The sequence below is a fragment of the Paenibacillus sp. Leaf72 genome (assembly GCF_001422685.1).
GTDB lineage: Bacteria > Bacillota > Bacilli > Paenibacillales > Paenibacillaceae > Pristimantibacillus.
The window spans coordinates 185,607-198,496 of record NZ_LMLV01000034.1; the positions used below are offsets into that span (position 1 = coordinate 185,607).

The window sequence follows — 12,890 nt, forward strand, 5'->3', positions numbered from 1 at the left end:
GGTCAGTCAAAAATTTTTAAAAATATTACTTCACCTTAGCAACTTGTAATTACCATTGATTTCGTTTTCGTACAATTCTAAGCTGTTCTTTTGTTAACTCTACTTCCTTTGTTACATAGTTCTCTTTTATAGAATCAACAATGTTGTTGAGGGGCAAAGAAGTTAACTCAGCGTAAAAATCTTCAATATCTTTTGGCGTTGGCTTTTTTAAATCTCTCCGTATGATTAGCAGAGCATTTGCAAGGTTTAAGGTGTCTGAAGATTCATCATTCCAGTCAACACAGTCAATTCCGTCAGGTAAATATCTATCTGCCTTGTTCTTCGCTCTAAAGGCTATTGCAAAAGTGCTCAAATAGCTTCCTCCTATCTAATATGCAGTTCAATTTACTTCTTCATTCTTAATACCTCCTCTCTCACGAAAATGGTAGCATTATTTGCTTTTTTTATCGGAGTGAGGGGTTCCTTTTTTCATCAATCTAAATATGTTTTGTTGGATGCAGCCTAAAATATCCGCTGCCTCAATTGTAAACACGATATGTTCCCGAATGTTCTCTCTATATCTAACTCATTTAACATTTGGAATCACCCCTTTTAAATTTTCTTTCAATTAGAATCTTTCCTTCATATACTTTCACTTTGTAAACTCCTGTATTCGTTGCAATCCAATCACCTATATTTAGAGTTGATTTAGCCGGATCTTTTTCATCTGCATCTACCAAAATCGATTTCCATGTAAAACCTTGATCCGCACTCACTCTTAAACGAATGTAATTAATACCTGTTTTTTTTAGGTTAAAACGTTCATAGATACATGCAAAGATATATGTACCGAGGAACAGGAACATAATTAATAGATGTCCATATACAACTAAGTGAAAAATATTATGATTAGTTGATGCGATTGATAATGCTACCCAAAAACTAGCAGCCCATAAAATCCATATACTGCAAAGCGTCCCATCCGATATGTTACCAATTGACAATATTATTCTTTTAGCAAACACCTTTTTTATTCCTCCTAAACTCTTAGATTCAAATATAAAGTGAGGATCTACAATTTATCCAGCTCCGATGCTATAACATTACTAGCCGTGCCGAGACAAAAACAAGTAATTATTATTTCGTATAGTGTTATGGGTTCAATACTGAAAATTCTAAAAGAAAAAAGAATAACAACGATAAACAATCCAAAAAACGAGATGTAAGTCATGAGATACAAAAACAACACAACTATATCCTTGAACTTTTTAGCCATTAAATCAATTTTTCCAGACCATTTAGACATGTTCTCATCACTCATTTCAACATTTGATTATTAACAGCTGAGCAAAAAAAGGTAGCAATTGAGATATAACAGTGGTTGCTGCTAAAAATAGCATAGTGGTAGCTCCCGTCAAATATCCTGCAACAATTCAGGATTATCCCAAACGTTACCAATGATAACCATTCTCTCGTTATCAGGCACATCATGTTTATCTACCAATGGAAACAGCTTTTTCCCTTCCCACTCGAAATAAACACCTGTAATGGATGCTCTTTCGATTTCCTCCGAAAATGGTGGGTCACATTCAATGTCTCGAACTACAGTACCAATCCTCACAACAAATCTCCGCTTCTCTCCTTCGACCTCTAATTCGGTAATGTCTCCATCAAACATCTCATTACCGAAACGATCTGGAAGCCTGACGCCTTGTCTTACGGTCTCTGGACGCACATAATAAGCAAAAGGCACACCCAATTCACTTGAGATGTAATGCCCTTTTTTAAGGGGTTCCCCCCTTTCAAGTGAACACAGATAACAATGCAGTATAGTAAGACTGCCCGCGTGCCAGTTGCCATCAAAGTCCTTACCTTGAAAGATATTATTCATGTGCATTTTCTTATCCTCAAACGTTTTTTCATCCCAATGATCAGTAGGAATAGATCCGTTGTCAGCCTGTTTAGCTATTTTATTTCCATTTTCCATCCTTCGTTTCAACATTTTTGTCACAAGATAATTTAAATATCCAAATATCATTTCATATATGCCTCCGATTTTTTCCTCATATGAAATCATGATTATGAAGTAAATATTCTTAATCTTCCAAATCTATTTCTATTTTTGCCAGCTCAGAAAACTTAAAAAGGGGATGTGGCTTGTTTTCCAAAAGCGACAATGGGTCAATAATAACGCATATATCCAGAATTACTTCCGAAGATTCATCAATAACATTCTTCCTTTCTAGTTTTTTGACATGGCGATTTAATGCTTTAATTATCCGCCTATTGATTTTATCTTCATGTTTTCTGCTATACCATGGCCCTAACTTCAATTTTTCATTGTTGTTCGCGCTAAAGCCGAAATCCAAATTAAATCCATGATATAGGAATATTTCATCTTTAAATCGATGAAAAACAAAGCTATTTTCTTCATTGAGATCTACAGAAAAAATCAAATATATATCAATTGTAAATATTGAATCGACTATAAAAATTGTCGGGATAAGATCCCTTTTAATTGCGACATCAACTAAATTTCTCAAATGTTCCTTCAATTATCGAAGCCTCCCACTAATCTTTCATATAGCAGATTTAAAACGGATTTTAAATTATTATTGGTTAACATCGTCTCGCTCTTCACTTGCAATTTTGGCACGATTGAATTTTCTATTTTCGATAAAAAAAAGCAGCACAATTGCAATCATTATTCCAACAAAAATGCCTAATACTCCATCCAACAGGTGTCTAACCATGTTTTCAGCTCTTCCAAAACTAATAGTAGTAATTGCACACAAAATTAAAGTAAACGAATAACCTACTAAATAGATCTTCCAAGAAGAACGAATATTTCCCCTTATTTTATTCAAGACAATTTTATAGATCATTTCTGCAAGCCACCAACCTTTCGTTTGATTTAATAACTAAGTGCCTATCTCAAATGTCTCACTTCGGATACCAGCTATTTCGATCCAACAATCAACAGTGTCAATTGCCCCAACCCATTCGGTTAATATTTTTGATGCAGCATCCCTTTTCCACCCGCTCCATACAATCTCTGTATAACCAAAACGATATAAAACAACTACCTCATGTCGTATATTGCCATCACAATGACCACATGAACGGCATGCCTCAACTTCATAACCCTCAACCTCACCACATACAGGACATTGCGCTTCGAATTGTTCAGCAAACCTCCTTAATCGATCTATTTGGTAGCTCAAGTTGACTCCTTCAATTTGCGCTAATATCTCAGCACCTTGATTTGGGTTGTCAATGCCCTCTATTAATTCGCCTTCATAACTCACATTGGCCCAATTACTTGGATTAAATACCCCATGGGGAACATCAGAATCGTCTCCAAGCCACATGCGTGCGCGAAAATCAATGAAGTAATTGTCCGGAAGCACAATCCAAAAATGAAGACTAAACCGTTTGCCGGTAACAATATTTTGCATTGAACCAATTGCAATTTTATGAGGAATATTTGCGCCGGTAAGAGCAGAACTAATCACACGAGTTAATCCATCACATTCCAATGCTAAATTTTCAAAAGGTAACAGATAGTTTCCTAATGTCGATGAATCTGGCCATTTCAATTCCAGTTCATGTTGAGTTCCCTTGAATCTGCTGCCGTCCATTGCTTCAAAGCAAATGGGACAAAACGCTTCATTGGAATTAATGTAGGACCAGTAAGTATTAACTTTAAACATTGGAGCTGACCACCGATTCATGCATGAAACGCACCGATGACGAATCAGTTTTATAAATGCTTTATTGATCATTAGATTAACGTCTCCTTTATCGGGGATAAATCACTTGCTTCGACTTCGTATTAAAAATAGGTTAATTGGGTTTTAAATTAGGGATATCGATCTCAAGCAGCTCAAGATCAAAATCCAACATGCGTTCAAACAACTGATCGATTGTACAAGAGACACTTTTTTCTTCTCCATGCCGATATAAATAACATTTCTCATTTTGCCTTTCCAATATCCAACAATCACCTTCCCCTACACGAAAGGGAACAGGTTCATTTGTATAGCTGGTACTCATCATTACATATTCCAATTTCTTTGCTCTTTCATTGCCATAAAAATTTTCAATGGCTTGTTTTTGTCCCATGCCCTTGATAAATCGAAGAGCTAGCAATTTGTTTGCCTTTTTTATATGATTGACGGTATTTTTAAACTCTTCCTTGCTCGCAGTTTTCCGATGTTCTTTAACAATATCTGAAACCGTTAGTGTTACCACTACCTCCCTCAATCGAAATTGAAATGACTCTGAAAAAGAAATTCCACTCTTAAATATCACTTTTGTTAATGCGTCCATAGTTAGTTTCCTTTCAATCAAAAGTTAGTAATATTTCAATTGCTTTCAATGTACTGGTAACGCCCTTTCCCAACTTTAATAATATTGGTATCGTACTCCATTATGAGTTTCATGGTATTTGAATTGTTTTTGTAAGTTATTTTGTATTTAGCCTCCATAATCGCGAAAATTTTACGAAGTGTCATAGGTCCAGTATCTTCTTTCATTATTTCAATGATTTTTGGAAGAATTTCTTCCTGAACATTACGATATGATTTTTCGTATATCAACGAATCGTTTTCGCTAAATCTTTTCAAAGCTGAGGTCAAGTCAATTATTTCAGCATCTAGACTGTTCGTGGAACGTAGATACTCTTCTGTTAGTATGCGTTTTTTTGAGTTCACCTCTTCCAATCGCATAACTATATTTTCATGGGTTACAATTTGTATAGGCATTGTGTAATTTCCTCCTTATCAATAAAGCAGCAATCAATAACATTTGTTTGTATTATTACTCTCAGTTGAAATATTGATTGTTTGAAATAAATGATACAAAAATGAAGGACACCGATATGACTATCGGCATCCTTAAATTTTTCAAATAACTATTACAGATACCTACATTCAATGTCCTCTAACGTCTGATCTGTTGAACCTTCCCCTATTGAAGAGAATTCCCAAGTTTCATTATTACGATATAATTCCGCCACGATCATAGCGGTTTTGCCGCTATAATTTTCAGTCAAATTGAATCGCACTAGTTCATGACCATTAGTCGGATTTACAATTCGAATGTAAGCATCACTTATGCGGCTGAAATCTTGCCTTCTTGTTCTGGGCGAAAATATATTTACCACAAACAGTATTTTTTCCACTTCGTTCGGAACCTTAGCTAATTTGACGTGTATGGTTTCATCATCTCCAGCACCGGCACCTGTTACATTGTCCCCACTATGGCGTACACTTCCACAGGGACTACTACTTTCTAAGACGCGAAAAGAAACAACAAATTTTTTGTTAATGAACAATGCTTTTTTTCTGAATATCTTCCCATTCACATCGAGCATGAATGCCGAGGCATCCAGATCAAAACGTTCTCCAGGATTAGCTGCCGGTCTCCATCCAAGCCCCACATTTACTTCTGGTAGTGGACCATAACTTTTTGACAGATTAATAGCTTGTCCTTTATCCAAATTCATATATGACCCTCAATTCATATGTAATGTAATAATTCAAATATGCAATCGAATAGATGCTATAATGTAAATCATGGTGTACATTTAATATAGCATTATCGCTTCTAGTTGTCTATCAATTATCGAGATTTTGATCTACCCTATAAAACAATAGTACTTCTTGCATATTTAAATTCTTCTCTGCTTTAATTGAAGCAACCTACCGTCAATTATGTAGAAATCATATATTTTCTCATGAATTATGACCGCAAAATTTCTTATCGAAACTGAATAAACTCTTTGACGAAAGTACTCCTCTCTTCTTAAATTGTTTTTCATAGTTTACATTTATTCGAAATTTCCTTATAGTAAAGCTATCTTAAATCAGTGGAGGTTATGAAATCAGTATGCACATTGACTTTCGTAAATCAGTTCTACAATTATGGAGGAGTCTATAATGAACACTACTATTCAACAGGATCTTGAACAAATTTATTATATCCCCGTTATTATTTTGGTCTTTTTATTTATACTGATTATCGTTGTAGAAGCTTATCAACGTCATTTCAGAAAAGTGAAAAATGATAAAGAGAAGACTACATATACTTTTCGTAAGAATTTTGCTTTTTGGATGGCTTTTATTCCAATCGCTACAATTTATTCAAGTATTATTTCCCTCCTTATCTATTTAATAATCATGGCATTCATAAACTATTTGGTTATTACTTTGTGGGTTCTAGTTGCAATAATTGCTTTAACTTGGTTAGTTTATGCATTAGATTACTTCGATTTATTTTAAATTGGGTAACAAATTAAGTAAACCTGACCTTTGCTAGTTCAATTAGCAAGGGTCAGGTTTACTTAATTTCTGTTCTTATTTCTGGTTCTAGATTGACATTCAAAGCTGACTGTCTAGGCCAATAAGCGGAGTACTGGAGATTCCAGAAGGACAACTTGGACGAATGGATTGCAGTTAGCCTGCCCCGTATTCAATTTGCTCAATATAAAAGTTACGAATTGTGTTTCTTTACGTTGATGGTAAGATAATAAGTAGAAATCTTAGTTTTGAAAGGGTTGTTGATATGAACTTAGGAGATGAAGTTTATCTAAAAGCCTACGGCAGCAATATAAAACGTCACGGTACAGAGTTGATCAAGGCAACTGTCATCAAGAAAGGACGCCTTTATATTGAAGTGAAACTAGAAGACTCAATACAGACCGCAAAATTCAAACTCCCTACGATGCAACATCATAACAACGGTCTATCTCCGGCGTGGGAATTTTTCTCTTCAAAACAAGATTGGCTAGATCATGAAGAGAAGCTTGAATTAATTACGGATTTTAAGCAAAAATTTGAGCGTGAATCCCATACTTTAACGATTGATCAGCTTCGAAAAATAAAAGAAATTTTGCAATAAATTAATTCCACGGTAAATGAACAAATTATTTAATAGAAAAATGAGGAGGATTGTATGCATCCGTTGAAGACACAAGCATCAAGGAAGTTAGGAAAATTATATGCTGCTGTAAAGGTTGAAAGAAAAGGGTTCAATCTTCATATTATTCAATCAGGAGTATGCATGTCGAAACCCAATACACTATTTGCCGATTTGCCAAAAGAATTTAATATTTTCAGCATCGATGGGAAAATAATAGAACCTACAGGTCGGTTCATGATATCTACCGAAACCATTGATCCTTACCATATCATTGTAGATTGGCATTAAACAAGATAAAAAGAAGCCCGAGCTGACGCGAGGGCTTCTTTTTATGACTCATAGCAGATTAAGACGCATTCATCTTTTCGTGAAGTTCATGTTATATGGTCATCCGGTTTTTCATTAACTTCTTCCATGCTCTCATAAGAGATTGTAATGTATTCGGTCTCACCACGAACCTGTTCTGTACCGGACAAATTTTTCACATCTACACTAGAAGCTCCTAATGGGTGAATACCATCATATGTTCCAGGAAGGCATGGTATATCAACACTTCCACCCTGCTCTAAATGGAGATTAAACTGCTTGTCCTTCTCTGAATAGGGAATAACTATCTGGACCATTAGACTACTGAAAAATATAGCAAATATACAATATGGTAATTTCGAGTCAACATCCTGTTTTCTGAAAAATAACTGATATGTTATATGATGAAACACATTAAATCCAGGCGTATGTCGTATTAACGCATAAAGAGTAATTTGTTTTGGTACATGTTCTTCCTCAAGTATCCAGCTAATAGTATCTTTAAAATGAATAATCTCATCCTCCGGCATGACAGTGAGTGCCATCTTAACAAAAGCTTTATACACTGCCATGGGTACATACGGACCTCGTATCCCTGGCAAAATGATTGTTCTATCATCAGTATTGTATTCAGCTGCAGGATCAGTAAGTAGGTCCCCAATTTGGAGTATCCCATTGTCAGCAGCAACGACTATATCCTTCTTGTATTTGGGTTTACCTCTTTTACCAGGGATACTAGAAACGGATCTCCAGAACAGCGTGAAGTTACCCAAATCATTTTCGAGTTGGGAAAACTTTTCATTACATTTATCGCATTCATAATTTGTAAGCAATTTTTTGTTACCTAGCATTTCTGAAATCGCATGAGCATTTTTTTTAAAGCTAGTCATTGGTTTGCCGAGGCCGCAAAATCGACATATTCGATTTTCCTTAGGTCCAAGAATGACTTGATTTTCCCAATTTAACGGCACAGTAATCCATTCATAATTATCTAGAAAGAATTTCATAAATACACGCCCCTCATAACTTTATTTATGAAACTGTCGTTGAAAGGAAGATCCTCGTACATTTCGAATTTTGATCCAATTACTGCTCCGAATCAGAACCATTAGGCCGCATTTCATAGCATAAATCCAAAAGTTTTTTCATCATGCCTTTTTCTACTGGACCTCCTGTAATATGTCTGCAACGCATCATGTTAAATTCAAGCCCCTCGTTATAGAAAAGATGGCTTTCTTCTTGTTCAATAAGATAATTCCGTTTTCCAATAAGAAGGAACATATAGTCCTTTCCACTAAGCATAAACGTATACCCAGCAGATCCAGCCCCGCCATGGCTTCCAGCATAAGTAGGATGGGTTTTACCTAATTCAAGAAAATTCGTAGTGATAACTTGAAGAATAGAGCCTAGATCACTTTGGAGGCCAGCACTAAGCAGATGTTTAGTAATACTTACTTCGCCCCTTCTTATTTGGTCGATAAGTTGTTGTATAATAAGTTTTTTATCCCAATAAAATGGTAACGTTAGGTCTTCTCCATATTCCTCCTGTATGGCCCGATGCATGCATAAAGTCAAGTTTTTATCATTGTTTTTACTATATCCTAATCCCTTCTTAAACACCTCTAATTCATTTTTATTAAGGAATTCATACCCGCATTTAACTTTGTATTTTTTAAGCTCGTTTATAAAAAATTCTATAGATTCTCTATCCTGGTTCGTTAACTTCATAATTTCATGCAATGTATACATAATTTCCTCACCCCTATCACATTCTATAATTCTATTTAATTAGACTAGTCTGATTATACTCTAAACCAAACACTAGATCCATGGCACAGCTTTTAAGGACTAAATGCTTAGCACTTACTTGAATGTCAAATTGAAGTTTGGCATTAGTTTAGCGCATGAATAAAACAAGCCCTAGCCTTAATGGCCGACTTGTTCAAAATCTGCCGGCTAGGGGAACTCTGGAACATACATGATAGAGTGACTTGACTCAATAATATTAGTGGAGGGCATCTTAAACGAAATTGAATACGAAAAATAAGATTGAATGCCCGCCATACTTTACAATGATTGTATATTATGGTAAACTGTGTTGTTAAATGACCTACGAAGCACACAGCAGCCCGCACCCATATTCGCCGTTATTATTGGCGTGGATTGGGGTGCATGGCTGCTTTTTTTGTTGAAACTGGGTTTGGGGAAGGATGAAATTACTAATGAACGTTATTATTGATCCAAAGGAAGGTTTCCCAGCAAGCGATGAAGAACGTGCCGTGTATGGATCTGGTGGGAACGGATTATTAAACGGAGTGGTTTATTTCCCCCTAGGATCAGGCAGCATTCCTGAAGAATGGATTGGATTGACTGTGACTGAAATGAATGGTCAGGAAGTCTACGCCGTTCCAGAATTAAGGCTCTTTGTAGATACCACTACGAATAGCAAATTGTTACAGAAACATAAAGTGCAAATGCATCTTCAGTTACATAACGTTCAAGGCATCATCTTGGTTCATGGGGTACTCTGTATTCGAGACCAATGGCCAAAACCATATCTGATTGAACAAACACTAAATCCCTCGATTCACTTTTCAACAATCCGAGCTTTGTCTGAGTCGTCCGTAGTGATGATCAATTTATATAATCGATGCAATCATATAGAGACACGATACATCGAAAATCCATACCGTGAACAGGCTCAGGCAATCGTTCAACAATGTAGCGATCTGCCATTTCAAGAGTCTTCAGACTTCATGCAAGCCAAAAGCAAATTTGAAGCGTTGGTTAACTTGGAATATCAGAATTTCAATTTTTCCAACCTGCAGCAAGCGGTGCTCTTAAACTTCACGACTTTCTCTAAGGAAGGAAAGAAGGACATACGCCCAAGTCTCCAGGCAATCAAGCATGGCGTTTCTATCCGGCCATATGCAGGGCTACCTGAAGTATTAGAACCATACCACTTTTATATTAGTGAAAATGGTCACAGTATTATGTGCGTCTTAGAAACACACTGGCCTGTAGATATTCCGGATGATTGGGAATTCCCTATACCAGTAAAATACGTTCTGAGTAAGGGTTGGAGAAGCGAAAACGGCTATATTATTGTCGAAGCCCCTTTTCACCCTACATTTGGGGTAACAATCGACGAAGAAGAGTATGAGGAATATTGAAAGCCCAAAGTCAGTTAAAAACCAATTTTATAAAACGCTCCTAGTCCACCTAGGGGCGTTTTATTTTCTATTCCGCCGTGGCATCTTAGACAAACCGCTGGGTCCAGAGCTAAGGTGCCGGGAGAAGACCAAGAACCACCTGCCCGCTTCTGCCTTTGCCTGTTTACCGATCGCAGAAGCGGCTAAAGGGCAGTTCGCCACACGAGCAGCCGATTCAGTATAGTTCTATATTTTCTTTTGACAGATGGCGGACCACCACCTTGTACTCATGTTGTTCATTACCCGCGTAATCATTTATGTATGATTAAAGCACAAAACCCGTAAGAGATCACTTTTTAAGTGTCCATCTTACGGGTTGCAGAGTAGCTGTTTTATATTATAACTCCTCGTTCTAATTATGAACTTAGAGTACTTTTCATATTTACAATAATCGAATAAATCAGCCAAATGGATTGATATGTTATTATGCTGATACTTGTGAATAGGAGATTAACGCGGCTGCAAAGGCAGCTATATCTTGTTGTTGTTCATCCGTTTCACGTTCCATGACTGGTACCGCGGCATTATCCTCACCTAGAAATAGAATATGGAGAGCAATTGCTCTTGCAATAGCGATTTGACGTTTATTAGGATCTAGCGAACGCTGAATGCAGATATAGCGGTAGCCATGTGATACACAGGCAATACCCATAAACATGCCTTCTGGCAAATCAAATTCATCATCCATCAATTTAATATCTTCTTTCGCAGCAATTTCCATTAAATCAGTAGTTTGGATTTTCTTCATAAAATCATGTGCCTTCTCTTGGATTGTCATATTTTAATTCCTCTCCTCAATAATCTCGGTACTGTATTCAAAACCGTGACTCAAGTGACTCAAGTATGATTAGTAGTGGTCTGTAAGTACTATTCTATCACCTTTAAATTGGAATTTGTACCAAAACTCGTCGGGATAAACAACTATTCATCAGGATAAAGGCACCTTTATCCTGATGAAACCTTCGAATGGTTCGGAATATGATTTTTCACACAATCACTGTTTTTTAATCCCATTAATATCGACTGGAACCAAAATTGAGAATATTGTTTGTTTATCAGAGGATTCAACCATGATTTCTCCATCATATTTATTTATTACTTTCTCCACAATAGCCAACCCATGACCACGTGATTGACTAAGACTGGTCGAACTTAGTTCTTTTGTTGTAAATCCAGGCTCGAACATTCTATCTTGAATCTCATCCGGAATGGCCTTACCTGTATTCCAAACTACAATTTCATAGTATTTGGTTGTCTTTTTGCTTATTTTGACTCCTACTACTCTGCTTCCATCAAATGTCTTCACAGCATCAATAGCATTATCAATTAAATTGGAGAGAATTTTTATTAAATCTGTGCTTTTGATTAAATCAAAATTATCTTGACCGATATCTGATTCAAAACGAATCTTCAAATTTTCTGCTATGGTGGCCTTATTTAAAATAAGCACGCCAATAGCCGGGTTTACTGTTCTGATATTTTTAACTTCCATTTTTGCATAATCTTCATATAACTGATCCATATACATTTTGACTTCTTCATACGAACCCATTTGCATCATTCCATGCAGTACGTTCATATGATTTCTGATATCATGCCTAGATGAATCGACAGATAATAATAATGACTGTAATTCTCGCCGATAAATTTGTTCTGTTGATTTTAGATCTTCTTGTGCCTCTTTATTAATTTGATCAACCATCTTTTTCATGCTTATGGTCATTACATTTATACCATCAGCTAAATTATCAAGTTCATTTTTTGAGTTTAAAGATATTTTGCCGCTTAAATCACCGTTCGTTACCTTCTTAACGTGTATAAGAATATCAGCAATTGGAGCTAGCCTTCTCCTAATACTAAACACAATCCAAAATGTAGTTAGAATGATAGCAGCTCCGAAAATAATAATAAGATAATTCCGAATGCCTGACTTCAGTTGATTGGCACTATTTTCGTTAAGGACTACGATTACTACCTGCTCATCATTAATTGGAATGATGTTTTTCCTAAGGATGCGATTGTTTGAATCATGAATATCTGTAACTATCGTTTCATTTTTTTCAATTGCTGATCTTATATTGCGTGTGTCCTTTGACTCTGAAAAGTTATACGTACCAAATAGCACTTCCATCTTTCTCGCTGGCCTATCTTTATCAGCCGGAATTGCTGCATTTAATACCGCAATTTCTTCTATTTCTGAATTACCAATCGTTATATAACGTAATATTTGGTTGGTATAGTGTTCATCCTTAATCTGCAACCCTGACTCCGCTTCAACGACTAAATATCGGCTTATATTTGTAATTGAAGCCAGGTCAATATTTAAACGATTGTTTATGTAATTCCCAGCGTTTAAATTCATAAACAGTAAACATATGACCAAACATATTAATAAGAATGATACGATTTCAAAAGTAAGCTGTATAAAGAGGTAATGTATCTTATCACGGATTTTTTTGAATGTCATGG

At 35.9% G+C, this 12,890-nt stretch carries 17 protein-coding genes; 4 read left to right on the forward strand and 13 right to left on the reverse strand.

Features of this window, described 5'->3' with window-relative positions; translation table 11 throughout:
* Positions 1-49 precede the first annotated feature (49 nt).
* The 9 genes from ASF12_RS30040 to ASF12_RS30085 all read right to left on the reverse strand — a co-directional run bounded on the left by ASF12_RS30040 (position 50) and on the right by ASF12_RS30085 (position 5,488).
* On the reverse strand, positions 50-352 hold the full coding sequence (locus tag ASF12_RS30040) for a hypothetical protein (RefSeq protein ID WP_056042507.1): 303 nt from the start codon (positions 350-352) through the stop codon (positions 50-52).
* Between the two features lie 217 nt (positions 353-569).
* A complete protein-coding gene (locus ASF12_RS30045; protein WP_056042508.1) occupies positions 570-1,004 on the reverse strand; it encodes a hypothetical protein in 435 nt (144 codons plus the stop codon).
* A 389-nt stretch (positions 1,005-1,393) separates the two neighbouring features.
* Positions 1,394-2,017, reverse strand: a complete 624-nt coding sequence (locus ASF12_RS30055; protein WP_056042511.1) for a hypothetical protein — start codon at positions 2,015-2,017, stop codon at positions 1,394-1,396.
* Between the two features lie 58 nt (positions 2,018-2,075).
* Positions 2,076-2,534, reverse strand: coding sequence for a hypothetical protein (locus tag ASF12_RS30060; RefSeq protein ID WP_056042513.1), 459 nt, complete (start codon positions 2,532-2,534; stop codon positions 2,076-2,078).
* A 57-nt stretch (positions 2,535-2,591) separates the two neighbouring features.
* Positions 2,592-2,864: a hypothetical protein gene (locus ASF12_RS30065; RefSeq protein ID WP_056042515.1), complete on the reverse strand. Its 273-nt coding sequence runs from the start codon at positions 2,862-2,864 to the stop codon at positions 2,592-2,594.
* A gap of 36 nt (positions 2,865-2,900) precedes the next feature.
* Positions 2,901-3,692 carry a hypothetical protein gene (locus ASF12_RS30070; RefSeq protein ID WP_155973562.1) on the reverse strand — a complete coding sequence of 264 codons (792 nt, stop codon included), beginning with the start codon at positions 3,690-3,692 and terminating at the stop codon, positions 2,901-2,903.
* Positions 3,693-3,825: 133 nt separating this feature from the next.
* Complete coding sequence (locus tag ASF12_RS30075; RefSeq protein WP_056042519.1) at positions 3,826-4,311, reverse strand: hypothetical protein; 486 nt, start codon at positions 4,309-4,311, stop codon at positions 3,826-3,828.
* A 35-nt stretch (positions 4,312-4,346) separates the two neighbouring features.
* Positions 4,347-4,745 (reverse strand): Rok-like winged helix domain-containing protein, encoded by a 399-nt coding sequence (locus ASF12_RS30080; RefSeq protein ID WP_056042520.1) that lies wholly within the window; start codon positions 4,743-4,745, stop codon positions 4,347-4,349.
* Positions 4,746-4,897: 152 nt separating this feature from the next.
* Positions 4,898-5,488, reverse strand: coding sequence for a TerD family protein (locus tag ASF12_RS30085; RefSeq protein ID WP_056042522.1), 591 nt, complete (start codon positions 5,486-5,488; stop codon positions 4,898-4,900).
* Between the two features lie 433 nt (positions 5,489-5,921).
* Between ASF12_RS30085 and ASF12_RS30090 the strand changes: the two genes are divergently transcribed.
* The 3 genes from ASF12_RS30090 (at position 5,922) to ASF12_RS30100 (ending at position 7,191) form a co-directional block, all read left to right on the forward strand.
* The gene (locus ASF12_RS30090) at positions 5,922-6,263 is read left to right on the forward strand and encodes a hypothetical protein (RefSeq protein ID WP_056042524.1); all 342 of its coding nucleotides are present in this window, start codon (positions 5,922-5,924) and stop codon (positions 6,261-6,263) included.
* A 283-nt stretch (positions 6,264-6,546) separates the two neighbouring features.
* The gene (locus ASF12_RS30095; protein WP_056042526.1) at positions 6,547-6,882 is read left to right on the forward strand and encodes a beta barrel domain-containing protein; all 336 of its coding nucleotides are present in this window, start codon (positions 6,547-6,549) and stop codon (positions 6,880-6,882) included.
* A gap of 63 nt (positions 6,883-6,945) precedes the next feature.
* Positions 6,946-7,191, forward strand: coding sequence for a hypothetical protein (locus ASF12_RS30100; protein ID WP_155973564.1), 246 nt, complete (start codon positions 6,946-6,948; stop codon positions 7,189-7,191).
* A gap of 86 nt (positions 7,192-7,277) precedes the next feature.
* On the opposite strand, the gene ASF12_RS30105 is transcribed toward ASF12_RS30100, so the two are convergent.
* Positions 7,278-8,216: an HNH endonuclease gene (locus ASF12_RS30105; protein WP_056042529.1), complete on the reverse strand. Its 939-nt coding sequence runs from the start codon at positions 8,214-8,216 to the stop codon at positions 7,278-7,280.
* 79 nt (positions 8,217-8,295) lie between these two features.
* Positions 8,296-8,958, reverse strand: coding sequence for a hypothetical protein (locus tag ASF12_RS30110; RefSeq protein WP_056042531.1), 663 nt, complete (start codon positions 8,956-8,958; stop codon positions 8,296-8,298).
* Positions 8,959-9,431: 473 nt separating this feature from the next.
* On the opposite strand from ASF12_RS30110, the gene ASF12_RS30115 reads away from it, so the two are divergent.
* A complete protein-coding gene (locus ASF12_RS30115; protein WP_056042533.1) occupies positions 9,432-10,382 on the forward strand; it encodes a hypothetical protein in 951 nt (316 codons plus the stop codon).
* Between the two features lie 463 nt (positions 10,383-10,845).
* Here the strand turns inward: ASF12_RS30115 and ASF12_RS30125 are convergent, their stop codons facing one another.
* A complete protein-coding gene (locus ASF12_RS30125) occupies positions 10,846-11,199 on the reverse strand; it encodes a hypothetical protein (RefSeq protein ID WP_056042537.1) in 354 nt (117 codons plus the stop codon).
* A gap of 216 nt (positions 11,200-11,415) precedes the next feature.
* Complete coding sequence (locus tag ASF12_RS30130; protein ID WP_056042539.1) at positions 11,416-12,888, reverse strand: sensor histidine kinase; 1,473 nt, start codon at positions 12,886-12,888, stop codon at positions 11,416-11,418.
* Between the last annotated feature and the right edge of the window lie 2 nt (positions 12,889-12,890).

Excerpts from the sequence above, each read along its gene's own strand:
- ASF12_RS30055 (WP_056042511.1), bottom strand. The coding sequence starts at position 2,017 with ATGATATTTGGATATTTAAATTATCTTGTGACAAAAATGTTGAAACGA.
- ASF12_RS30065 (WP_056042515.1), bottom strand. The coding sequence starts at position 2,864 with ATGATCTATAAAATTGTCTTGAATAAAATAAGGGGAAATATTCGTTCT.
- ASF12_RS30070 (WP_155973562.1), bottom strand. The coding sequence starts at position 3,692 with ATGTTTAAAGTTAATACTTACTGGTCCTACATTAATTCCAATGAAGCG.
- ASF12_RS30075 (WP_056042519.1), bottom strand. The coding sequence starts at position 4,311 with ATGGACGCATTAACAAAAGTGATATTTAAGAGTGGAATTTCTTTTTCA.
- ASF12_RS30080 (WP_056042520.1), bottom strand. The coding sequence starts at position 4,745 with ATGCCTATACAAATTGTAACCCATGAAAATATAGTTATGCGATTGGAA.
- ASF12_RS30085 (WP_056042522.1), bottom strand. The coding sequence starts at position 5,488 with ATGAATTTGGATAAAGGACAAGCTATTAATCTGTCAAAAAGTTATGGT.
- ASF12_RS30090 (WP_056042524.1), top strand. The coding sequence starts at position 5,922 with ATGAACACTACTATTCAACAGGATCTTGAACAAATTTATTATATCCCC.
- ASF12_RS30095 (WP_056042526.1), top strand. The coding sequence starts at position 6,547 with ATGAACTTAGGAGATGAAGTTTATCTAAAAGCCTACGGCAGCAATATA.
- ASF12_RS30105 (WP_056042529.1), bottom strand. The coding sequence starts at position 8,216 with ATGAAATTCTTTCTAGATAATTATGAATGGATTACTGTGCCGTTAAAT.
- ASF12_RS30110 (WP_056042531.1), bottom strand. The coding sequence starts at position 8,958 with ATGTATACATTGCATGAAATTATGAAGTTAACGAACCAGGATAGAGAA.
- ASF12_RS30115 (WP_056042533.1), top strand. The coding sequence starts at position 9,432 with ATGAACGTTATTATTGATCCAAAGGAAGGTTTCCCAGCAAGCGATGAA.
- ASF12_RS30125 (WP_056042537.1), bottom strand. The coding sequence starts at position 11,199 with ATGACAATCCAAGAGAAGGCACATGATTTTATGAAGAAAATCCAAACT.
- ASF12_RS30130 (WP_056042539.1), bottom strand. The coding sequence starts at position 12,888 with ATGACATTCAAAAAAATCCGTGATAAGATACATTACCTCTTTATACAG.